This is a genomic window from Escherichia ruysiae (assembly GCF_031323975.1).
Lineage (GTDB): Bacteria > Pseudomonadota > Gammaproteobacteria > Enterobacterales > Enterobacteriaceae > Escherichia > Escherichia ruysiae.
In genome coordinates this window covers 1,883,910-1,905,570 of sequence record NZ_JAVIWS010000001.1, presented here as the reverse complement: position 1 = coordinate 1,905,570, position 21,661 = coordinate 1,883,910, and the positions used below count along the sequence as shown (strand labels likewise).

Below are 21,661 nucleotides of genomic sequence, written 5' to 3'. Positions count from 1 at the left end.
CTTTTTTATCAAAACTCCATTTTCACCGTGAATTGCACTTCACGAGGATCGCCAATCTGGTTGCCCAGATTATTTGTGGCGATGGAAGAGGTGTAATACGTTTTATCAAACAGGTTTTTGACGTTTAATTGCAGAGTGACCGGATACTGCAATTTCATTTTGTATGCGGCGAAGGCATCGGCAACGAAATAGCCTGGCAGATAATAGTCAGCCCCATTGGTTGCCGAACGACGGCTTACGCCATGTCCGCCACCGCCAAACGTCAGTGTGTTATTGCCTGGCATGTTGTGAATGTCATAGGTCAGGAATAGCGAACCGGTATGACGAGGAACATTCGGCAATGGTTTTCCTGCATAATCAGGATCATCCAGAACCTTAGCATCGGTATAGCCGTAGCTGGCAATTATATTAATATTTTCAGTTAATGCTCCCGCAAGGTCGACCTCTACCCCTCTTGAACGAACGCGGCCTGCCGTTTTGGCGATGGTTTCGTCACCAATACTTTCGGTATACAAGACGTTACGTTTATGGATATCAAACAGCGCAATATCTGCGGTTATACCATCGAACAGCTCGAATTTTGCCCCGACTTCGTAAGCATTAGATGATTCCGGTGGAAGATCGCCAATGTAGCTGGCAATTGACGATTGCGGCATAAATGTTTGCGAATAATTAGCAAATAAGGATACCGATGGCGTCAGTTTGTAGACCAACCCCAGTTTGGGAGTCCATTGTTCATCGCGACTGTCAGTATTGACATTAAAAGGGCGGCCTTTACCCGCATACTGTGTGTAATACTGATAGCGGATCCCGGCGACGGCAATCCAGTTATCGGTCAGATAGAGTGCGTCCTGTGCGTACGCTGAGTAGCTCTCCTGTTTGATCGTCTGATCGCTGTCCGACGCCGAGACCGTTGTGCATTTGCTGGTATTGCCATAAACAGGATTATAAATATTGAAATCTTTAGCGTTTTTACAGCGAATCATATCTGTGCGCAGAAGATCATAATATTCATATGACACCCCACTCAAAATTTCATTATAGAATCCAGCAATATCAACATTCCCTTGCAGATCCGCACGAGTAGAATGCATACGCTGGGTAGATCCCTGAGTTGCATCAACACGCCGTGTCAGTGTTCCTGTCGTTGCATCATACGCGGTAACGCGAGCTTGATTATCGCTGTATTTATCCTGGCTGTAGCTGTAATCAAAGCGCGCTGTCCACTGGCTATTGAGATGATATTCTGCGTTGAGTTGCGCCAGATCGGACTGACCATCTGTAATATTAAACGGTTCGTCGAAACGTATTTTTCGATCAACGTTTACGGGCTGTTTCGTCGTAAGGTCGAAAATCGTTCCACGATCGAACGGCGTTTTATAATCCCGATGGGAATAGAGCATGGTTACTGTTGCATTATCACCAAACCAGGTGAGTGATGGGGCAATAAATGTACTGCGCTCTTTACCGAAATTCCGCCAGTAATCTTCATCCTGCACTTCCCCCGTCAGGCGGTATGCCAGCTGAGTGCCTTCAATGGGGCCTGTGATATCAAGTTGCCCGGTGCCACCACCGAAACTGGAGGACGTGGCTGAGACAGAACCATGGAATGTTTTTTCCGGGCGCTTTGTCACGACGTTAATCAGTCCGCCAGGATCGAGAATGCCATACAGCGTGGAGGCCGGGCCTTTTAGCACTTCCACACGTTCTGTTGCGGCGTTGAAGCTGCGAGGAAGTACGGTTCGCAGACCGTTGGTCATGATCGAGCCATCCCGGTTTGCGCCAAACCCACGGCGTACAAAAGCATCCTGAGTCCCGCCTAATGTATTGGTCTGTACCACGTTACTGACGTTATAAAGCGCCTCATCCAGCGTCGTCGCATTCTGATTTTCCAGTACTTGATCGCTAACCGTATTGACCACCTGCGGAATATCCAGCATTGGCATATCGGTTAATGTCGCCGTGGAGGTGCTCAGAGGTTGATAACCATCGGTAGCCTCAGTTGCGGTATTTGCATCCGCTGTAACAGTGATTGTTTCGCCATCTTTGGTCGTTACAGTGTCGGTTGCATGAATCATCGGTGCCGCAAAGAACAGTGAAAAGAGCGCCCGACCTTTGACTCCTGAGAATGAAGGTGTGAACTTAGCCATTTAGTCTGTTATCCCAAAAACTCGCGGATTGTCGCGAGTGAAAATTGTTTCTTGTTGCTCACTAAGCACTATCCGTTTGTTATTTCGCCATCGGATATGTAATTGAGAATCATTCAATCATGTGGTGATGTAGTAGTAAATGATAAATAACAAAAAATTGCCACATGTGTTTTTATGAGAGATTAATGCAATTTAGTTGTGATTAAATTATTAATATATAATGGTTTTATTTTTATCATTAAAAATATTTAACCTGTTATTTACCTTGTTTTTGTGTGGCTTTTAACTTCTTGACTACTACATTTTGTGGCGTCAAACTCTCAAAGGAGAATGAGTTTTATTTTTGTTTGTCTTTGATTAAGTTGGCGTACACGTGGCACATAACGCAAAAGGGCAGGGGCTGATCCTCGACAATGTTTCTGCCGGGTATCACAAGAAAATCATTGTTGATGGTGTTTCTTTCTCCGTTCCCACAGAAAAAATGACCGTTCTGGTTGGGGCAAACGGTTGTGGAAAGTCGACGTTGCTCAGCACCATTGCACGTATCTTGCAACCCATGGGCGGCTCGATATTGCTGGATGGTAAAGCGATTCACGAGCAACCAACGAAAGAGTTATCCCGCAGACTTGGGATCTTGCCGCAGTCGCCATTATTGCCAGAGGGCTTAACCGTTTATGAACTGGTGTCGCGTGGGCGCTTTCCCTGGCAAAATTTCATACGTCAATGGAGCGACGCCGACGAACAGGCGGTAGAAGAGGCACTAAAATTAACCGGTACGCAGGAGTTTGCACATTTACCGGTTGAAAAACTCTCTGGTGGGCAGCGCCAGCGATGCTGGATTGCGATGGTGTTGGCGCAAAAGACGCCTTATATCCTGCTGGATGAACCCACAACCTGGCTTGATTTACGTTATCAGGTTGAAATTCTTGAATTATTACATGATTTGACGCGTCATCACGGGCGTACAGTCGTTGTGGTGTTGCATGATCTGAATTTTGCCGTGAATTATGGTGATACGTTGATATTTTTACGCCAGGGAAAAGTGGTGCGTGTATTGAATGAGGGGGAGCATTGCACGCCTGAGCTGGTAAAAGCTGTCTTTGACGTTGATGTTCACGCATCAATAAATCCTCTGACGGGGAAACCGTTATTCATGCCGTTTCGTGGTGTAGAAAAAGTATGATGCGCGCGGGGCTGGTTACTGTATTTTTCCTCGCCTTACTGCTGGTGGGATGCGTGGTATATCCAGGGATTGGTGCCCGATTTATTGCACCACAAACGGTGTTGCAGGCATTTCTTCATTTTGAACCGCAAAACTTCGATCACAACGTAATTGTAAGACTCCGTTTGCCGCGTTTAGCGGCAGCATTGCTTATCGGTGCTTCTCTTGGCGTTGCTGGTGCTTTATTGCAGGCTGTCATTCGTAACCCATTGGGGGAGCCACATATTTTAGGCTTAAATGCCGGAGCCGCTCTTGCTGTCGTTGCTGCCAGTGCGCTTGGGCTGGCCTTTCCGGTTGGACGCCCACTGCTGGCATCTACGGGCGGCGCGTTATTGTTCCTGTTGATATTGCTGCTTTCCTCCGCAGGGCGTTCAGGGTTAACGCCAATGAAAGTTACTTTATGCGGCGTGGCGCTATCGGCGTTCGTGTCCTCAATAACGGCTGCAATCCTGATTCTTGACGAACAAACACTGCTGGAGATGCGGACATGGCTAGCAGGTGATTTAGCGGGGCAGGATTGGGCGACGCTGGGTACGTCCGCCTGGTTTTCTCTGGGGGGGGTTGTGTTAGCCATTTACCTTGCGCCCTCTCTTAACATGTTGGCACTGGGTGATCGCATGGCGCAGGGGCTGGGCGTCTCGGTACTCCGCACGCGAACATTCACTCTGCTTGCGATCGCGTTACTCTGTGGCGCAGCCGTATCGATTGCTGGCCCCATTGGTTTTGTCGGTCTGCTAGTACCGCAGATTGTCAGGCGTCTGGTATCAGCGGATCTGCGCGTTCTGCTCCCTCTTTCAGCTTGTGTCGGCGCGCTTTTGTTATTACTGGCAGATATTATTGCCCGGACGCTTTTCACGCCCCATGAGTTAGCGACCGGTGTCATGACGGCGTTAGTTGGTGCGCCCGTTTTTGTCATTATGGCGACGAGGATGTTCAAATGAGTCGGATAATGAACGTCGGACTACGCCCACTACGTGTTGGTAAGTTTTCGACACTGGTGCGCCCTAAAAACCTGGTGTTGCTTAGTGGGCTGTCTCTGTTTGCGGTTGGAATACTGATATTCGGTTTGATGCATGGCACTTTCTCCGTCCCGGCATCGGAAGTCGGGCGAGCGTTGTTTGCTCCAGAAAACGTAAGCACAGACGCACGTTATATTGTGCAGGATATCCGCTTGCCAAGAGTCATCATGGCATTGCTATGCGGGGCCATGTTAGGTATGGCAGGAGCCGCAATGCAATCCATTGCGCGTAACGGCCTTGCCGATCCCGGTTTAATCGGCGTTAAAGAAGGATGTAGCGTGGCTGTGCTGTGGCTGATTTTCCAGTTTCCAATGCTGGGAATGTTCTGGCGTCCAGTGGCTGGTCTTGCTGGTGGCTTGTTGGTAGCTTTAATCGTGATTTTTTGCGCGCGCGATATTTCTCGCCCGCGATTTGTTCTGATAGGCATTGGCGTGTCCTGGTTTTTCGCCGCCGGGATCGGTGTATTTATGACCACAGCAGATGTTCGTGATGTACAAACTGCATTGATGTGGTTATCGGGAAGCCTTCATGCAGCCAACTGGATGTTAGTCGGTATTTCAGCCTGTTGGATGGTGCCAGCCGCTCTTTTATTGCTGTTCACCGCCCGGACTGCGGATATCGCTCTGCTTGGTCATCAGATTGCAACCGGGTTAGGTGTGAATAGTTCCCGTCTGGCGTTATTGCGTGTAGCCGCACCAATAATCCTGACAGCTGTCTGCGTTTCATGTGTTGGTAACATCGGTTTTGTCGGATTGATAGCACCGCATATATCACGTTTTATTCTGCGTGGCGGGCAGACGACATTACTGCTGGGGAGCGCAGTATCGGGGGCGTTATTAGTTATCCTGGCGGATAGCATTGGTCGTTTGGCTTTTTTGCCTTTGCAACTGCCAGCCGGAATCATTATTTCACTGATTGGTGGACCATTCTTTTTACTACTGCTCTGGCAACGCAGGAACAGTTTTTAACGGGAGTTATATGCGTTTATTTTTTTCTCTGCTGATACTGTTGTCATTTTTTGCCCGTGCAACAGAACCGGTTCAGGTCTTTACTGATGATTTAGGGCGCAAAGTCACTGTTCCTGCACATCCAAAGAGAATTGTCTCTTTACACGACCTTGATATCACTATTCCTCTGATTGAGCTCGGTGTACCTCCTGTCGCCAGCCACGGGCGAACACGGCCTGATGGTAGCCATTTCATTCGATCAGGCGCGTTACTGACAGGCGTCGACTTCGATAATTCATCGATAGCCTTTATTGGAACTGCTGATATTGATATTGAAGCGATTGTGGCGGCAAAGCCTGATCTGATCATCACAGAACCGACCCGTAATACGCCCATTGAACAACTGGAAAAAATTGCGCCCACGGTGAGCATTGATCATCTCAAGGGGGGCGCGCCAGAAATCTACCGCAAGCTGGCAGAACTTACAGGAACGCAGGCGCGGCTGGCGATACTTGAACGCCGCTATCAGGCACAAATCAATGCGCTGAAGGCGACGCTGGACAGCCAAAAAATAACGGTATCGGTGATTCAGGCAAATCAGGGAAAAATTAATGTGATGCATAGCTATCATTCGCTGGGGCGTGTATTACGCGATGCTGGTTTTCGCTTTCCGCCGCTGATTGAGAGCATTCCTGAAGGTGGGCGAATGGATGTGAGCGCGGAGCGTTTGCCTGAACTGGATGCCGATTTTGTTTTTGCAACCTGGCGTGGTGACACCGGTGGTAAACCTCAGGATGAGCTGGCAGCAATGGAAAAAGTCATGCCGGGATGGTGTCAATTTCTGACGGCCTGTCGTTCCGGGCGCTATGTGCTGATTTCTCGTGAAGAGGCGATTTCTAACTCCTTTGCATCTCTGGGGCTGATAGCCGCGCAGATACAATCACAAATTGCAGGGCGACCTCTACCGGAGGCCAAATGATTCAGAAAGACAAAACACGAGTTGATATTTTTGGTGAGCGTTTTCGTACTCGCGCGAGTCAGTTAACGCCTGGGTTAAGAGCCGTCGCCAGCTACATTAATGAACATCGTGAAGTGGTACTCGAGCAAACGGCGATGGAAATTGCGACCACATTGAACACTTCTGATGCCACAGTGATTCGGGCTATACAGGCCCTGGGGTTTGCGGGGCTACGAGATCTGAAACGCACTCTGGAACAGTGGCTTGGTCCTGCTCTTAGTTCCAGCGAAAAGATGTCTACGACGGTGAGTAACTTGACGAGTGATGTTAACACCGCAATCGATTTTGTTCTTGAAGGGCATTTGTATACCTGTAATGTCCTGTCAGAGCCTGAAAACCGCCATGCGCTTGCACAAGCGGTAGCCATGCTGGTGCAGGCGCGGCAAGTTGTTATTTTTGGCATTGGCGCTTCGGGTATTCTGGCGGACTATACTGCACGGTTATTCAATCGCATTGGCTTACCCGCCACGGCGCTAAACCGTACTGGTATTGGCCTTGCCGAGCAACTGATCGCGCTTCAGCGTGGTGATGTATTGATCATGATGGCGCAAAAATCCGCACACCGGGAAGGACTGACAACGCTGCGTGAAGCAAGACGGCTGGGGATCCCTGTTATTTTGCTGACAAACGCTCTGGATTCGCGTTTTAGCAAAGACGCCAGTATCGTGATTCATGTTCCGCGCGGCGATGAAAAGGGGAAAACGCCGCTACATGGTACGGTATTGTTGTGCCTGGAAATGATTGTCTGGTCGGTGGCTTCCGCAGTGCCGCAGCGTGCGGTTAAAACCATTAAGCGAATTAACGATTTCCATCGGGGTTTGAAAACGGGAAGAAAGAATGGCTGACCGGGTGCAGCCATTTCAGATGCCTGATGATAATTATCCCGGTAAGACTGACATTTTGTCAGGGGGGGCTAGTTGATCGGACACAATTTATGTCGATCAGGAAATATACTGGCCAGTGAACCAGAGAGCATCTTCCAGTCGGTACTCATTATATCTGTTTGTGCGAGTGTAATGACTGCCCCTTGTTGCTTAATTAAATCGCTTTCTATTTTTGTATAATGAATAACGGTAAAATCCGTGGAGAACCATTTTTCCGTAGAAAACATTTTCGTCATCGCATTAATGTTTGCTTGTCCGTCATCGACAAACACAATCGCGTCATATTTGTTCTCCATTTTATCCAGCATAAAGTCGAGAATTACGCCTTTATCTTGTCCGGAAGAAAAAAATATCCCCTGGCTGTACAACCATGAGCGTTTAAGTTTTCCTTTTTCAAAGGGTGGCAAAGCATCCTCTTTTTTCCTGAGTGCGGAAGAAGAAAAATCAATGCCGTTTCGCTTTAGTTCACGTAATGTTGGAAAGAGTGTATCTGGCGCCCTGGATGTCAGAGCAAAGGCGGTATGTTTCTGTTGCCATTGTTTTAACATCGCCGGTAACTGTGACTCGGTAAGCTGCATAGGGCTAAGTTCATAAAGCATACTGATTGCATTTTCATACAGGCAAGGAACTTTTTGTGAGCTATCTGGTTTTAACGGTAGTTTGCCGGTTTGCCATTGATACCAGATATCACCGCCAATACGTGTGCCACTCGTTAATAACGTATTATCAATATCAAAAACTAATAATATCTTATTGGGAGGATAGAGAGTTTCCTTTTCTGTTATGATTTTATTGACTGTACTATATTCGCTAGTGACTATATTTTTTACCTGTGCACAAGATAAAGCAGGTAGGGCAGAGAGCATCATCCAGAGGGTGATTTTAAATTTATTATTCATTTTTTTATTCCAGATTAGAAAGTATAGGTCAGACCCCAGCGCCAACGGATTTGGCGATTGCTTGATGTTTTATCCACACCTTTATAATCCGCAACACTCATATAAGGTATCCATGATCCCATTTTATACCCCACTTTAAATGATGCAGTGTAGTTTGTATGACCATCATTCCAGGTTAAATAACCATTATTGTAATAGACCAGGTTTAACTGATATTGGAAGTTGGTGTTTTGTGGTCGATAATCGATCCACACATCGTAACGGCGGTTATTACGATCATCATTGCCATAACCTTTAGATTTATCGGTGGCTTTATCCATGTCATAACGAAAACGACCCGAAACCTTCCACTCTTTGCTGAAATCATAACCAGCAGAAAGACCATATTCGTAAGTTGACCAATATTGTGTGGTATCAAGCCAGAACATGGGTTCTAACCAGAACTTTTTGTCATCCAGCGGCTTAAAGCGGTAAACGACAGATAATCCTGTTCCGTTATTGCCAAATTGTGAGGGGTCCCACTTATCTTTATCACCTTCATCGGTGTTATAGCGTAATTCCCCCATCAGGCCGATACCGTTGCTAAAAAACGTACCAAATTCGACACGGTCCGCGTGAGTGCGAGTATCATCGAGATACTCATGGCGATAATCAATAAATCCATGCGGTTGTTCTGCATAGGTGAGCGTAGGCGAAAAGCCAGATAACGTTATTATTCCTACGAGTGATAATTTAAGATAAGAGTTCATAATATTCCCTTTCAGAATAAAATATATTTTTGGTGGCTGAATACACCATCTGATAATTCCAGGTGTCAGAATTTTTATATCTGTGGTTTGATTCTAAATTTTAAGTTTGTTTTCCTTATCGATGAATAAATAGAATTTTGTCTGTTGATGAGGCTGGAAATTGTTATCTGATACAAATATTAATGATGTATGCCCATCAATTTCAGGACCGAATGTTACCCCTTCAATACAATCCGCTGATGAAGTGTAATCGGCAAAATCGATCAACAATTTTTTACTGACGGGTTGTAACGTGGATTTATTGGGCCAGTCTTGTAGACTGTCAATATTCTTGATATCGCTCGCGGTATTTAAATCCACCATATAAACTCTGACGGAGTAATCCCAGTCATTGAACCCAGCACTGACGTTCCTGCCGGAACGTTCGATGACCAATAATTGGTGATCATTCAACGCCAGGATCTCGGATACGCCATTATCATTAATACCGAATTCACTCACTTGCGGAACAGGATCAGTAATATAGAGATATTCATGCAATTGCGTTGAAGGTTGACCGTCTGCATCCATAGAAAATTGCAGTAAGCGTGATGTGCCTGAATTTATTGGGCTTGCAATAGGTCCATCCTGCTTAAGACTACTTTCAACGGCGATAAAAAGTGATTTACCATCAGGTGTAAGCGTCAGGCCCTCCCAGGCATTGCCGCTGCGGATACCACTGGTACTCTCTTTGCCAGAGCTAATATTAAAGCGAGCAGGAAATAAAGACGTAAACTCCTTCTCCATTACGCCATCAAGAGTGCTCAGACGCAGTGGTGCACCTAATTCCGAACTCCAGATTAACGATTCACCATTGTGTGTCAGTGCCAGACCTTCGGCATCCACCATATTGATCATGAAAGGCTGCTGCTTTGCGTCAAGCAGTGGACGTTGGTTGAGAAAATTTACTTGCTCAATGCCCCTGGATGACACCTGCATTTTTAGCGTATAAAGGCTGGCATCTCCCTCCTTATTATTGTTTCTGCTATCGTTAATAGCGTAGAAAATATTCTTTTGGGGATCAAATGTAATGGCAGAAATCCCCGCAATGGTGACATTGTTCTGTTTTTCTCCCGTAGGGAAGTTAAACTCGCCGGCATAATGAAGAAAACTGTTTGCCTGCGCTGTTGCGCATAACAGCGGTAATGCCAGAAAAATAGCGGCATGTTTTATTTTCATGATGTTTACCTGTGTGTGTATATCTATTTTTAGTCGTGTTGTAAAAGAAAAAGATTAACCTCCGATGGCGTCGCCAGATGGCCTCTGGCACCTAACGCGGTAATATTTATTGCGGCTGTAGCAGAGGCAAATTTCAGAGCTTCAATTAAAGACATGTTTTTTATTAAGCTATAAATAAAGGCACCATTAAAAGTATCTCCAGCGCCTGTGGTATCAAGAACGGGGATTGTATAACTACCGATTTGCACTTGCTCATTGCCTTTGACCGCAATCACTCCCCGAGCATCCAGCGTTACCACGATAGCATCAAGTTGATAATCTTCTTGTATATCATGCAGAAGAGTGCAATCTGGCTCTGCTGCATATCCACGAATAAAGCCGTCATAATTAAAAATCGCAATATCTGCAAGCTGTAAAATACTGGCAAGGCGCTCAGGTGTTGCAACGATATGGGGTTCAATATCAACGACGACTTTTGTCGTCTGGCTATGGGCATATTGGGCCAGCATACGAAATTTCTCTATATTGGCTGGCATCGAATAAAAATAATGACTTTGAGCAATAGCCTGTAGGGCTTTTTCTTCATCCCATTCATGATCGCTGCCAGGTGAGTAAACCAACGTTTTTTCACCTGATTCGTCAATAAAAATAATCGCGGTATTGGCAATTAAATCCGGGATTACCTGAATGAAATCACAATTCACATGATGTTTTTTAAATCCGTCAAGAATGATCGAGGCCGAATGATCATTGCCTATACATGAGACCGAAACAACATCGAGACCCAATTGTCCCATCGCACAGGCACTGTTGGCGACGGTGCCGCCAGCTTGTTCGCCCAGGCGTGCCCCGATCACTTTACCGCCACGTGTGGGGAGTGACGGGATAGATAAAAACATATCTATATTTCCACTACCTAAAGCGGCGACATCAAATTTCTTCATAGCCTTATTTCTCCATATGGCTAACGCGTTTTCCGCCTGCGTTGACATAATCAGAACTTAAATGCCAACACATTTCATATAACCACTGCATGACCAGAAATAAATTGGTGGACTCACTGGCGTCAGGTATAAAACTGATTAATTCTGCTGTTGCTCCCTGTTCAATGATTGCTTTTTGGGTTGCAAGGTAAAATGGGTACTCGCAGGATGTGGCTGGTATTAAAAAATAATGCTGACTGGCATCAACTTGATATAAGCGTAATGAATGATAGAATTCTTCCACAGGAAGGGCTGTCGCACGAATCTGTGGGCCACAGGAAAGTAAATTACTGCCCGATAATGCCAGTCCCCAACTTAAGCCGCTACCCAGAAACGTCATCTCTTTTTGCTGATAAAGACGGCGCTTCTTTTGCTGCCAGTGCCGATTAATCTGTCTAAATTTCCCTTCCAAATCTTCTTCAATTTGCAGTGGTGTTATGTCTGGACATAATTTTTGCACTAAGCGCAGGAGGGCATAAAGTGTGACACTACTACTTTGTGTTGGAATACCCTGCTTATTCGCCCATGTGTAGAGCACATTTTCTGTTATTGCGCAAAATGGCGTTCCTGGGCAATTCGTCACACCCAGTACTTGCGCGTTTGAGTATACAGCGTGGTGGAAGGCGTCAACGGCCAATGAGGGTCTGCCACTCGCGCTGAGAATAATGATCAGCGTTTCTTCCTGATAACGGGTTAAATCAGTCTGAAGAAAATCCCACGTTTGCAATGCGGAACAAGACAGATGTGTATATTTTCCCAGCCATGCGGCGACACACAGTGCTACCGTCCAGGAGTCGCCCGATCCCACTATATAGACGCGTTTGACAGCATACTCATCGAGCTGAATAGTAGAAAAACATTCACCCCAGATAATTGCCAAATGACGTAACGCTGCCGCCGTTGTGTCTATTTCCTCACGAGTTTTCGCTAATGGCATAATAGGAGTACGGGCTGACATGTTCATTATTTCTCCTGTGCCTGTAATGCAAGCAATGTCAGGCCAGACGCGGTCGCTTCAAGGTCGAAATCTTTATTATTTACGGCACGGAAAAAGGCATATTTGTCTTTAGGGAGAGCATCAAAACCGCGCCATGCTCCTGCAATTGCGCCTGCCATCGTGGCGATGCTATCGGTGTCGTTGCCGATATTGGCGCAAGCATAAATGGTTTCCCAGGGTTCTCCTTTGCAATACAGCAGAAGGCCGATTGCCGCAGGAATTGACTCGTGAGCTGCGACAGAGTTACCTACCAGACCTTCCATTTCTCGCAGGCAAGACTCCAGATCATTAGCACGTCTGGCGATGTCCGCTGCAAGCTGGATTCGCATGGCAATAGACGGTCCTGCCACACACCGAGCATGTTGTTTTGCCAGATGTTCGCCGTAATTAGCTCCCCAGATTGCGGCGTCCAGTAATGATGTAAGAGAGGCTTGCGGCAACATGGCTTGGGAGGCTGCCGCTGCGATAGCGCATGCGCTGGCAATCGCAATATTAGTGTCATGCGAAGGTAGACAGGTTAATAATGCCAGATTGCATGCTTTTTCTTTATTGCCTGGCCAGATTAATCCTGCTGGGGCGACACGCATCCCGGCACCATTCGTTGTACCGATATTGGGAGCCTGGCGAGAAGATGTTCCAATGCGCCCAATGGTGTTTGTTGGCCTACCTTCTTTGAGTGCTTTGACGATTTGTTCTGTCGTGGGGCCTTTGTAATTTGCGTAGGGCTGCATATCAGCCCAACGCAGGAGGCAAGCCAACCAATCCTTATTGGTGAAGTTATCAAAACCAGCCTGGATTAATCCCTCTGAAAATACATACATTTGACTGGAATCATCGGTAATCAGTCCAGCAACACCTTTCAATGAGCCAGCGAAAGTATCGGCGGGAGGAGATACAAAATCGTTTAAAAAACCACCCCATTGCTCTTTTATCTCATCAATGCTGTAGAGTTCAGTCGCCGCGCCTAAAGCATCGCCCATTCCTGCGCAGGCTAACGAACCTAAAATTTTGTTATAAATAACGTTTTTTTCAATTTTGTTCACAATATTCTCTCTATTACACACTAAAACTATCTTTTGTAATTCGTGCCTTGTAGGAGTAGCGGCTTGCGGGATAAACCATCTCAACGTACTCCATCGGTTTGCGTTCTACGGATAGCGTGACGCGGGTACAACTCAATACGACATCTTCGGCCGTCAGCTCCAGCAATGTCCGTTCCAGGGGGGAAGGAAGCCGGGCGGAGATAATTTCAGTTGCCTCTAAAGGTTTAATGGCGAGTTTTTCTTCCAGTAAAATATAGAGCGAACCTGTCGCCAGCAGCTCATCCTGGGTTATTTCTTGTCCGTCATTTAATGCAAGCCATGATGTTTGAATACCCAGTGGTGTACTTCCCATATAACGAATGCGTTTAATGTAAAATACGGTATGAACATGAATATCCAGTTCGAGATTTTTTCTGATGACATCACTGACGGGAATCAACCCCATCTCAAGAATATTCTGTGCAGGTATACCGCCACGAGCTTTAATATCATCAGTAAAGCTGTGTAATAAATGATTTTCCCTACTGCGAGCAGGTAATACAAATGTCCCTTGCCCGTGGACACTATGCAGATAGCCGCGTTGTTTCAGGCTTTCTATTGCCTTGCGAATCGTTGTTCTGCTGCTTAAATAATATTCTGAAAGTTCTCTTTCTGTTGGTATAGCTTTGCCTTCTTTCCATTCACCGTTATCAATCTTTTTCTTTATTTCATCAAAGATTTCACGATGTTTTAACTGACCTTTACTGGCTTTATAAATTCTTATCATGACAAAGCCTCATTTCATGTGGTTGATACCAACTCTACATTCTTTAGCTTTTATTACGCATGATGCTTGTTCACTATCTGTGACATAAAACAGAAAAAACCACATTTATAATTAAAAATCATGATGTTAAATGAGATTGGTTTTTGTGTGATGTTGTTCAATAATGATTTAATGGTTTGTTGTGGTATCTACCAATGCATTTATCCTCACTCACAGAAATCATGTGCTGAAATTTTTAACACATTTGTTTTTAATATGAATTTAAATAATTAATGAGTACTGTGTATGAAACTTACGATAAATGAAAAGATAGGTTTTGGCGCGGGTGATATGGCTATCGCAATAGTAATGATGTCTTTGGCTATGATCATTACTTATTTTTACACGGATATATTTGGTCTGAAACCGGTAGATTTAGGTATTCTGTTATTTTCTGTGCGTATTCTTGATGCGGTTATCGATCCTGTTGTAGGGACGCTGACAGACAGAACAATAACGCGTTGGGGAAAATATCGGCCATGGTTGCTTTTTATGTCGATACCCTTTGGAATCAGCATTTGGTTGATGTTCATTACGCCTGATGTTGGTTATTCGATGAAACTTTTGTGGGCCTGGGCGACCTATATTTTACTCACCTTGACATATACATTCATCGCAATTCCTTATGTTTCGTTAATTAGCGTGATCACGGATGATCCACAAGAGCGATTGAGTGCCAACGGTTTTCGTTTTGTCATGACAAAAATCGCGATGTTTGCAGTAACTATTATTGTTCCTTTATCTGCAATGTATCTTGGTAAGAATAATGTACAACTGGGTTATCAAATTGCAATGGGAGCAATGGGAATTCTGGCAACGTGTTTATGTCTTTATTGTTTTTTTAGTGTAAAAGAACGTATCCACCATCCAAGACCTGCTCTTGGGATGAGCGCGCAGTTTCGGTTATTAGTCAAAAATGATCAGTGGCTAATTCTTGGTGTTGCCATCGCGGTCATTATGTTCGGTGGGATTATTCGTAACTCTGTAGCTGCATATTATGCAAAATATTATCTGAATGGTGGGGATGCTTTAATTTCACCCTTTTTAACCTCAGGCGTGATTGCTTCTGTTATGGCGATGGTAACTTGCACGTGGCTTACTCGTTTCTATGACAAAATAAAAATGTTTCGTTATACCCAATTACTGGCGTTCGTGGTGGGTGGCGCGATGTATTTTGTGCAACCAGATTCTATAGTGTTAGCCTTTACATTTTATATTGTGGTGACCTTCCTGACGGATATCCAGCTTCCCGTCTATTGGGCATCTATTGCTGAATCGGTGGATTACGGCGAAATGAAAACGGGGCAACGTGTTTCCGGGCTGGCATTTGGCGGGATTCTCTTTTTTCAAAAATTCGGTATGGGGTTGGCGGGAGGCTTTATAGGTATTGCTTTATCCTGTATGGGCTACCAACCAGGCATTGAGCAAACACCGAAGGCGCTGTGGGGGATCTGCTTATTAATGACGATAGTTCCAGCGGTGCTCAACCTGATAACTGGACTTATCATGCGCTTTTATCTGATTAATAATGAATATTACGAACAGATTAAAGCGCGTTTAGAGACGGCGGAAGTATGAAACTAAAAGTCGGTAGCAATACTGACCTTAACTTGTTGACAAAGCGCGCGTTGTTCATGCCGGATGCGGCGTGAACACCTTATCCGGCCTGCAGAATCGTGCAAATTCAATATATTGCAATCCTCTGCCAGGCCCGATAAGCGTAGTGCATCAGGCAATCTTACGTTTGCCATCAGTCTCAGGCCGATAAAAATTACCAGCCTCTTTTCAGGAACATCAAAGCCCCGGCTGCAGAATACGAATATTCATCTCCAGCACGTCGCCTTTTACGGCTTCACTATATGCTTTCATGTGCGGGGTTTGCAGATGCGCTTCAAGATGGGCAATGCTTTCCCACTGCTCAATCATCACGATAGAGTCCGGCGCCATAGACTGGAAACTCACGCCAGCAGCGCAATCCACCATCGGCGCATAGCCGTGGCAACCTTCTTCCTTCAGTACGATTGGAACGATTTTAGCAAACTGATCCAATACTGCCTGACGGTGATGTTGGCCAGGACGAGTACGGATTTCAGCGATTACTGTAAGCATGGTTAACTCCTTCTAAAGCCAGAGCTCTAGTTAACCAAAAATTTCCACAAGATGCTTGCGATATTCTTCAGTATAGCGGGGAACATCAGGCATTTTTATCACGTCATTAGCGATAAATGTCGGCAGCGGTTCCATACCGAGGAATTGGTTTGCTTTATGGAACGGCAGATACACGCCGTCAACGCCGACGCCGTGGAAGAACTGATCTTTTTCGGTGAAGGCTTCCATTGGTGCGTTCCAGGTCAGAGAGAGCATATATTTTTTGCCCTGTACCAGGCCGCCAGAGCCGTATTTTTTCGACGGATCTTTGCGGGTACGACCATCGCTGGCATACAGCGTACCGTGACCTTCGGTGAACACATCATCAATGTATTTTTTCACCGTCCACGGCGCGCCCATCCACCAGCCAGGCATCTGCCAGATAACCACATCAGCCCAGAGAAAGTTTTGTACTTCGGCTTTGACATCGTAGTCGCTGTCGGCGCGAACGATACGGACATCATGCCCGAGGTCGCGGAGCGTGCCATCCGCGACTTCGGTCAGGGTGTCGTTCAGTTGACCATTGGAGTGGGCGAATTTCTTCGCGCCGTTGATAATCAGGATATTGCTCATTTTTTATCCTCAAGGTGAGAAGTTTGTCGACTATAGTACGTCACAGAGCGGTACGGTGAAATTAGCAAAATGTGCAAAGTCTTTTGCGAATTTTGCAACAATATCACCACTACCAGCTCACCTTCGCCTCAAATCCACCTTGTTCCGCATTCCCAAACACAACATTCATGCCATGCAATTTGGCGATCCGCTGGACAATCGACAGCCCAAGCCCACTGCCGGTGGCGGTTTGTCCTGGTGGGCGATAGAAACGTTCGCCAATTCGCGCCAGTGCCTCTGGCGTTACACCGGGACCGTTATCCCTTACGATGAAATTATCGGCATTCAGCGTGACGTCCACCACGCTGCCCTGTGGACTGTAGCGCACGGCGTTATCCAGCAGATTTCGTACCAGCAAACTTAGCAATAGCGGTTGTCCGGTGCGTTTGATGCCCTGTGTATTGAGCGTCAGCCGCAAGTCAATTTTCGCCTGTTGCGCCGTGTGGTAAATATCCATTACCGACGATTGCAGGAGATCTTCAAGTGGGATCTCCGCGACGTCCTGAAGGTTATCCAGCGAGTCGAGCCGCGATAGTGTGAGCAGTTGATCAACAAGGCGGGTGGCGCGATCGATCCCGGAATGTAACTGTATCAGTGCTTTTTTCCGTGCCTGCGGATCGTCGTCGGAAAGCTGTGCGACTTCGGTTTGTACTTTCAGCGCCGTTAACGGGCTACGCAGTTCGTGAGCGGCATCGGAGGTAAAGCGTCGTTCACGAACCATCATCGCATGTGTACGGTCGAAAAGTTGATTCAGAGACTCAACCAGCGGACGCACTTCGTTGGGTACACCGTCAGCGTTGAGCGGTTTTTCCGAGTCAGGATCGCGCATACGTAGCGCCAGCGCCAGTTTGTTTAGTGGCGAGAGTTCACGGCCCAGTAGTACCATCATGATGATCAACATGATAGGCAGCGCGATAAGCCAGGGAATGAGCTGTCCAGTGACAATCGCCAGTGCCATGTCTTCACGGTATTCCCACTCCTGGCCAACAACGATGCGATATTTACCATCATGTGACGTCATCCAGACAAAACGCCAGGGATCGTCTTCACCTACCAGTTGCCCATTAGCAAAACCTTCCCGTTGATAGCTGTAGGGAATATCTTCTCCATTATCGCCATCGTTAAGAACCATGTTGCCGTCGTGAGTAAAGACTGCAAAGGTCAGCGCATCATCATCTACGTGACCGTGTTTTAATTTATTCGGTGTTTGCGCCATACGATCTGCCGCATTGATTTCGTTAAGATCGAGCGTACTTAACCGTTTGGCAAACAGCATCAACTGGGTATCGAATAACTCATCGACATTATCCATTGTTTGTTTCCAGGCGACAAAGCTGGAGACAAGCCAGGTCACCGAGGCCAGAATCAAAAAGATCAGCGTCAGTCTGACTCGCAGACTAAGGCGTTGGGTAAATTTCATTTCTCACCTAATGTGTAGCCAATACCGTGAACGGTGCGAATAAAGTCGCTGCTGAGCTTACGTCGCAGATGATGCACATGCACTTCGATGGCATTGCTGGTGACCTCTTCGTCCCAGGTGTACAGTTTTTCTTCAATCAATTTGCGCGGCAGTACCCGACCAGCGTTACGCATCAGTAATTCCAGCAGGGCAAATTCTTTTGGCTTCAGCGTTAAGGGTTCGCCAGCCTGAGTGGCAATACGTTTGCCGGGGTCGAGCATTACGTTACCGTGATGTAACTCATTGCTGGCTTGCCCGTTGCTTCGACGCATCAGTGCTTCCAGCCTGGCAGCGACTTCTATTAAGGCAAAAGGTTTACACAGATAATCGTCGGCGCCCAGACGCAAACCTTCTACGCGTTCCGCCAGGGCGTCGCGCGCGGTCAGGATCAGTACCGGTTCACGCTGACCTTTATCCCGCCATTCGCGCAAAATATCGCGACCATCCATTCCTGGTAAGGTTAGATCAAGGATTACTGCGTCATAAGGTGCGCTATAAAGCGCCTCTTTTCCCTGACGACCTTCCGTAAACCAGTCAACACTAAAGCCCATCTTACTAAGACCTGTTTTGATGCCGTCGCCAATCAGCATGTCATCTTCTATCAGTAAAATTCGCATCTTTTCATCCCTGCGATAGCTGTATTCGTTGCCAGTAAACCGTGTTGTAACGTGCTCTGTACAGTACTAAATTTTCTTTTTTTTTCTTAAGAAGTTGTTAAGGAGTATCTTGTTTAATGCTCGAAAACAGACATTAAAGGGAGTAACAAACATGAAAAAATTAGCAGCAGTAATTGCAGTAATGGCTCTGTGTAGCGCACCAGTTATGGCAGCAGAGCAGGGTGGTTTTTCTGGCCCATCGGCAACACAAAGTCAGACCGGAGGATTCCAGGGGCCGAACGGCAGTGTAACTAACGTAGAAAACGCAAAATCCCTGCGTGATGATACCTGGGTAACCCTGCGCGGCAATATCGTTGAACGCATCTCTGACGATCTCTACGTGTTCAAAGATGCCAGCGGTACTATCAATGTCGATATCGACCACAAACGCTGGAACGGTGTGACGGTGACTCCGAAAGATACGGTTGAGATTCAGGGGGAGGTTGATAAAGACTGGAACTCTGTTGAGATCGACGTTAAACAGATTCGTAAAGTGAATCCGTAATTGTTACCGCTCCCGGGACGCGTTCCCGGGAATAATTTCGCAGGGAGGCAAAATGACAAACCTGACACTGGACGTGAACATCATCAATTTCCCTTCAACCCGCGTGGCTTTGTTGCCGCATCGCTGTAGCCCTGAGTTGCTCAACTATAGCGTGGCGAAATTTATCATGTGGCGCAAAGAGACGGGGCTTTCTCCTGTTAACCAAAGCCAGACATTTGGCGTCGCCTGGGATGATCCTACAAGCACCGCGCCGGAAGCGTTTCGCTTTGATATCTGCGGCAGCGTTAGCGAAGCGATTCCGGAGAATCGTTATGGCGTGAGTAATAGTGAGCTTGGTGGAGGACGTTATGCCGTGGCTCGTCACGTTGGCGAACTGGACGATATTTCGCGCACGGTATGGGGCATCATTCGTCAGTGGCTGCCTGAAAGCGGCGAGAAAATACGTAAAGCGCCGATACTGTTTCACTACACTAATCTGGCTGAAGGGATGTCAGAGCAGCGGCTGGAAACGGATGTCTATGTGCCGTTGGCGTGATGGGGGAATCTTTACCGGAGTGTGAGCCAAATCACTCGCGATAAGTTTGAGCTAACAATGTCACAGGCGTATTGTTGTCGGGCTTATAATTTCTTCGGTAAGGAATACCATGTATACGCGAAATTTATTATGGCTGGTCAGCCTGGTAAGTGCGGCTCCTCTCTATGCTGCTGACATTCCCGCCAACACACCGCTCGCCCCACAGCAAGTCTTTCGTTACAACAATCATAGCGACCCCGGTACGCTCGACCCGCAAAAGGTTGAGGAGAATACTGCTGCGCAGATTGTGCTGGATCTGTTTGAAGGTCTGGTATGGATAGACAGTGAAGGCAAAGTGCAACCCGCTCAGGCCGAATCATGGGAGGTGGCAGATAGCGGCAAACGCTATGTTTTCCATTTACGTCACGGCTTACAGTGGTCTGATGGTCAGCCCTTAACGGCACAGGATTTTGTCCTCGGCTGGCAGCGCGCGGTTGACCCCAAAACGGCAAGCCCTTTTGCCGGCTATCTGGCGCAGGCGCATATTAAAAATGCAGCGGCTATTGTGACAGGCAAAGCGGATGTTGCATCGCTGGGTGTGAAGGCTACCGATGACCGCACTCTTGAAGTCACGCTTGAGCAGCCCGTTCCCTGGTTCACGACCATGCTCGCCTGGCCGACGTTGTTTCCGGTTCCGCATCATGTGATTGCGAAGTATGGCGATAGCTGGAGTAAGCCAGAACATATGGTTTACAACGGTGCTTTTGTGCTTGATAAATGGGTAGTTAACGAAAAGATTACAGCCCGAAAAAATCCGGAATACCGCGATGCCGAGCATACTGTCTTACAGCAGGTTGAGTATCTGGCGCTGGATAATTCGGTCACCGGTTATAACCGCTATCGCGCGGGAGAGGTTGATCTCACCTGGGTTCCGGCGCAGCAAATTCCTGTAATCGAAAAATCACTGCCTGGCGAGCTGCGGATAATCCCTCGCCTGAACAGCGAATATTACAACTTCAACACCCGGAAACCGCCGTTTGATGATGTCCGTGTGCGGCGGGCATTGTATCTTACGGTTGACAGGCCGCTAATCGCGCAAAAGATACTTGGGCTACGAACGCCAGCAACAACATTGACGCCGACAGAGGTAGAAGGGTTTCGTGCGCCAACGTTTGAGGAACTGCAAAAGCCAATGGGTGAGCGCGTTGCGATGGCAAAAGCCTTGCTGAAACAGGCGGGATACGACGCCTCTCATCCGCTACGCTTTGAACTGTTCTACAACAAGTACGATCTGCATGAAAAAACGGCGATAGCCTTGTCTTCCGAATGGAAAAAATGGCTTGGCGCACAGGTGACGCTGCGCACGATGGAGTGGAAAACGTATCTCGATGCCCGGCGTAGTGGTGATTTCATGTTGTCGCGGCAGTCGTGGGATGCGACGTATAACGATGCTTCCAGCTTCCTGAACACGCTCAAAAGCGATAGTGAAGAAAATGTCGGTCACTGGAAAAATGCAAAGTATGACGCGTTACTAAACCAGGCCGCTCAGACCACTGACGCGACAAAGCGTAATGCGCTGTATCAGCAGGCAGAAGAGATCATCAACCAGCAGGCACCGCTCATCCCCATCTACTATCAACCGCTAATCAAACTGCTTAAACCCTACGTTGGCGGTTTCCCGCTGCATAATCCCCAGGATTATGTCTACAGCAAAGAGTTGTATATCAAGGCACATTGATGCCTTTATCGCCGTCGGAGCACGTCCGGCGGCACTATTCACACTGATCTCCTGTGACTCGACGCGACAGATAATGTAGTATCTCCGGCAATATT

General features: G+C 47.0%; 21 protein-coding genes. 9 read left to right on the top strand and 12 right to left on the bottom strand.

What is annotated here, in order from left to right; translation table 11 throughout:
- Positions 1-8: 8 nt before the first annotated feature.
- Positions 9-2,150 (bottom strand): TonB-dependent siderophore receptor, encoded by a 2,142-nt coding sequence (locus RGV86_RS09355; protein ID WP_085461199.1) that lies wholly within the window; start codon positions 2,148-2,150, stop codon positions 9-11.
- Between the two features lie 373 nt (positions 2,151-2,523).
- Between RGV86_RS09355 and RGV86_RS09350 the strand changes: the two genes are divergently transcribed.
- From RGV86_RS09350 to RGV86_RS09330, 5 genes are read left to right on the top strand one after another with little or no spacing between them, the layout of a single operon-like run.
- On the top strand, positions 2,524-3,333 hold the full coding sequence (locus RGV86_RS09350; protein ID WP_000940878.1) for an ABC transporter ATP-binding protein: 810 nt from the start codon (positions 2,524-2,526) through the stop codon (positions 3,331-3,333).
- Positions 3,330-4,313, top strand: a complete 984-nt coding sequence (locus RGV86_RS09345) for a FecCD family ABC transporter permease (RefSeq protein WP_085461198.1) — start codon at positions 3,330-3,332, stop codon at positions 4,311-4,313. Before RGV86_RS09350 ends, RGV86_RS09345 begins: the two co-directional genes overlap by 4 nt.
- 8 nt (positions 4,314-4,321) lie before the next feature.
- Positions 4,322-5,359 carry a FecCD family ABC transporter permease gene (locus tag RGV86_RS09340; protein ID WP_038808991.1) on the top strand — a complete coding sequence of 346 codons (1,038 nt, stop codon included), beginning with the start codon at positions 4,322-4,324 and terminating at the stop codon, positions 5,357-5,359.
- 10 nt (positions 5,360-5,369) lie between these two features.
- A complete protein-coding gene (locus tag RGV86_RS09335) occupies positions 5,370-6,317 on the top strand; it encodes an iron-siderophore ABC transporter substrate-binding protein (RefSeq protein WP_010356901.1) in 948 nt (315 codons plus the stop codon).
- Positions 6,314-7,201 (top strand): MurR/RpiR family transcriptional regulator, encoded by an 888-nt coding sequence (locus RGV86_RS09330; RefSeq protein ID WP_000614946.1) that lies wholly within the window; start codon positions 6,314-6,316, stop codon positions 7,199-7,201. Before RGV86_RS09335 ends, RGV86_RS09330 begins: the two co-directional genes overlap by 4 nt.
- Positions 7,202-7,269: 68 nt before the next feature.
- Here RGV86_RS09330 and RGV86_RS09325 read toward each other — a convergent pair whose 3' ends face one another.
- The 7 genes from RGV86_RS09325 to RGV86_RS09295 form a co-directional block, all read right to left on the bottom strand.
- Positions 7,270-8,139 carry a DUF2608 domain-containing protein gene (locus RGV86_RS09325; RefSeq protein ID WP_001060175.1) on the bottom strand — a complete coding sequence of 290 codons (870 nt, stop codon included), beginning with the start codon at positions 8,137-8,139 and terminating at the stop codon, positions 7,270-7,272.
- A 14-nt stretch (positions 8,140-8,153) separates the two neighbouring features.
- Positions 8,154-8,888 carry an oligogalacturonate-specific porin KdgM family protein gene (locus RGV86_RS09320; protein ID WP_001089848.1) on the bottom strand — a complete coding sequence of 245 codons (735 nt, stop codon included), beginning with the start codon at positions 8,886-8,888 and terminating at the stop codon, positions 8,154-8,156.
- Between the two features lie 93 nt (positions 8,889-8,981).
- A complete protein-coding gene (locus tag RGV86_RS09315; RefSeq protein WP_000693794.1) occupies positions 8,982-10,106 on the bottom strand; it encodes an esterase-like activity of phytase family protein in 1,125 nt (374 codons plus the stop codon).
- A gap of 29 nt (positions 10,107-10,135) precedes the next feature.
- Positions 10,136-11,050, bottom strand: coding sequence for a carbohydrate kinase family protein (locus tag RGV86_RS09310; RefSeq protein WP_000712980.1), 915 nt, complete (start codon positions 11,048-11,050; stop codon positions 10,136-10,138).
- Between the two features lie 4 nt (positions 11,051-11,054).
- Positions 11,055-12,053: an SIS domain-containing protein gene (locus RGV86_RS09305; protein ID WP_010347835.1), complete on the bottom strand. Its 999-nt coding sequence runs from the start codon at positions 12,051-12,053 to the stop codon at positions 11,055-11,057.
- The gene (locus RGV86_RS09300; RefSeq protein ID WP_001033109.1) at positions 12,053-13,129 is read right to left on the bottom strand and encodes an ADP-ribosylglycohydrolase family protein; all 1,077 of its coding nucleotides are present in this window, start codon (positions 13,127-13,129) and stop codon (positions 12,053-12,055) included. Before RGV86_RS09300 ends, RGV86_RS09305 begins: the two co-directional genes overlap by 1 nt.
- A 13-nt stretch (positions 13,130-13,142) precedes the next feature.
- Entirely contained in the window at positions 13,143-13,895 is a 753-nt protein-coding gene (locus RGV86_RS09295) for a GntR family transcriptional regulator (protein WP_000619463.1), read from the bottom strand.
- A gap of 285 nt (positions 13,896-14,180) precedes the next feature.
- Between RGV86_RS09295 and RGV86_RS09290 the strand changes: the two genes are divergently transcribed.
- Positions 14,181-15,512 (top strand): MFS transporter, encoded by a 1,332-nt coding sequence (locus RGV86_RS09290; protein WP_085461196.1) that lies wholly within the window; start codon positions 14,181-14,183, stop codon positions 15,510-15,512.
- Between the two features lie 216 nt (positions 15,513-15,728).
- Here RGV86_RS09290 and RGV86_RS09285 read toward each other — a convergent pair whose 3' ends face one another.
- The 4 genes from RGV86_RS09285 to qseB all read right to left on the bottom strand — a co-directional run bounded on the left by RGV86_RS09285 (position 15,729) and on the right by qseB (position 18,770).
- A complete protein-coding gene (locus tag RGV86_RS09285) occupies positions 15,729-16,043 on the bottom strand; it encodes a putative quinol monooxygenase (protein ID WP_000958592.1) in 315 nt (104 codons plus the stop codon).
- Between the two features lie 30 nt (positions 16,044-16,073).
- A complete protein-coding gene (gene mdaB / locus RGV86_RS09280; protein WP_000065430.1) occupies positions 16,074-16,655 on the bottom strand; it encodes an NADPH:quinone oxidoreductase MdaB in 582 nt (193 codons plus the stop codon).
- A gap of 109 nt (positions 16,656-16,764) precedes the next feature.
- Entirely contained in the window at positions 16,765-18,114 is a 1,350-nt protein-coding gene (qseC, locus tag RGV86_RS09275; protein ID WP_085461195.1) for a quorum sensing histidine kinase QseC, read from the bottom strand.
- On the bottom strand, positions 18,111-18,770 hold the full coding sequence (gene qseB / locus RGV86_RS09270) for a quorum sensing response regulator transcription factor QseB (protein ID WP_085461194.1): 660 nt from the start codon (positions 18,768-18,770) through the stop codon (positions 18,111-18,113). The genes qseC and qseB overlap by 4 nt, the downstream gene beginning before the upstream one ends.
- Positions 18,771-18,921: 151 nt before the next feature.
- Between qseB and ygiW the strand changes: the two genes are divergently transcribed.
- The 3 genes from ygiW to RGV86_RS09255 all read left to right on the top strand — a co-directional run bounded on the left by ygiW (position 18,922) and on the right by RGV86_RS09255 (position 21,566).
- Positions 18,922-19,314: an OB fold stress tolerance protein YgiW gene (ygiW, locus tag RGV86_RS09265; RefSeq protein WP_010347824.1), complete on the top strand. Its 393-nt coding sequence runs from the start codon at positions 18,922-18,924 to the stop codon at positions 19,312-19,314.
- Between the two features lie 52 nt (positions 19,315-19,366).
- Positions 19,367-19,849, top strand: a complete 483-nt coding sequence (locus tag RGV86_RS09260; protein WP_000183516.1) for an AraC family transcriptional regulator — start codon at positions 19,367-19,369, stop codon at positions 19,847-19,849.
- A gap of 109 nt (positions 19,850-19,958) precedes the next feature.
- A complete protein-coding gene (locus tag RGV86_RS09255; protein ID WP_137598340.1) occupies positions 19,959-21,566 on the top strand; it encodes an ABC transporter substrate-binding protein in 1,608 nt (535 codons plus the stop codon).
- Positions 21,567-21,661: the final 95 nt, after the last annotated feature.

What these genes read in the sequence shown, in the direction of transcription:
- RGV86_RS09355 (WP_085461199.1), bottom strand. Translation starts at nt 2,150, where the DNA reads ATGGCTAAGTTCACACCTTCATTCTCAGGAGTCAAAGGTCGGGCGCTC.
- RGV86_RS09345 (WP_085461198.1), top strand. Translation starts at nt 3,330, where the DNA reads ATGATGCGCGCGGGGCTGGTTACTGTATTTTTCCTCGCCTTACTGCTG.
- RGV86_RS09340 (WP_038808991.1), top strand. Translation starts at nt 4,322, where the DNA reads ATGAACGTCGGACTACGCCCACTACGTGTTGGTAAGTTTTCGACACTG.
- RGV86_RS09335 (WP_010356901.1), top strand. Translation starts at nt 5,370, where the DNA reads ATGCGTTTATTTTTTTCTCTGCTGATACTGTTGTCATTTTTTGCCCGT.
- RGV86_RS09330 (WP_000614946.1), top strand. Translation starts at nt 6,314, where the DNA reads ATGATTCAGAAAGACAAAACACGAGTTGATATTTTTGGTGAGCGTTTT.
- RGV86_RS09325 (WP_001060175.1), bottom strand. Translation starts at nt 8,139, where the DNA reads ATGAATAATAAATTTAAAATCACCCTCTGGATGATGCTCTCTGCCCTA.
- RGV86_RS09320 (WP_001089848.1), bottom strand. Translation starts at nt 8,888, where the DNA reads ATGAACTCTTATCTTAAATTATCACTCGTAGGAATAATAACGTTATCT.
- RGV86_RS09315 (WP_000693794.1), bottom strand. Translation starts at nt 10,106, where the DNA reads ATGAAAATAAAACATGCCGCTATTTTTCTGGCATTACCGCTGTTATGC.
- RGV86_RS09310 (WP_000712980.1), bottom strand. Translation starts at nt 11,050, where the DNA reads ATGAAGAAATTTGATGTCGCCGCTTTAGGTAGTGGAAATATAGATATG.
- RGV86_RS09305 (WP_010347835.1), bottom strand. Translation starts at nt 12,053, where the DNA reads ATGAACATGTCAGCCCGTACTCCTATTATGCCATTAGCGAAAACTCGT.
- RGV86_RS09295 (WP_000619463.1), bottom strand. Translation starts at nt 13,895, where the DNA reads ATGATAAGAATTTATAAAGCCAGTAAAGGTCAGTTAAAACATCGTGAA.
- RGV86_RS09290 (WP_085461196.1), top strand. Translation starts at nt 14,181, where the DNA reads ATGAAACTTACGATAAATGAAAAGATAGGTTTTGGCGCGGGTGATATG.
- RGV86_RS09285 (WP_000958592.1), bottom strand. Translation starts at nt 16,043, where the DNA reads ATGCTTACAGTAATCGCTGAAATCCGTACTCGTCCTGGCCAACATCAC.
- mdaB (WP_000065430.1), bottom strand. Translation starts at nt 16,655, where the DNA reads ATGAGCAATATCCTGATTATCAACGGCGCGAAGAAATTCGCCCACTCC.
- qseC (WP_085461195.1), bottom strand. Translation starts at nt 18,114, where the DNA reads ATGAAATTTACCCAACGCCTTAGTCTGCGAGTCAGACTGACGCTGATC.
- qseB (WP_085461194.1), bottom strand. Translation starts at nt 18,770, where the DNA reads ATGCGAATTTTACTGATAGAAGATGACATGCTGATTGGCGACGGCATC.
- ygiW (WP_010347824.1), top strand. Translation starts at nt 18,922, where the DNA reads ATGAAAAAATTAGCAGCAGTAATTGCAGTAATGGCTCTGTGTAGCGCA.
- RGV86_RS09260 (WP_000183516.1), top strand. Translation starts at nt 19,367, where the DNA reads ATGACAAACCTGACACTGGACGTGAACATCATCAATTTCCCTTCAACC.
- RGV86_RS09255 (WP_137598340.1), top strand. Translation starts at nt 19,959, where the DNA reads ATGTATACGCGAAATTTATTATGGCTGGTCAGCCTGGTAAGTGCGGCT.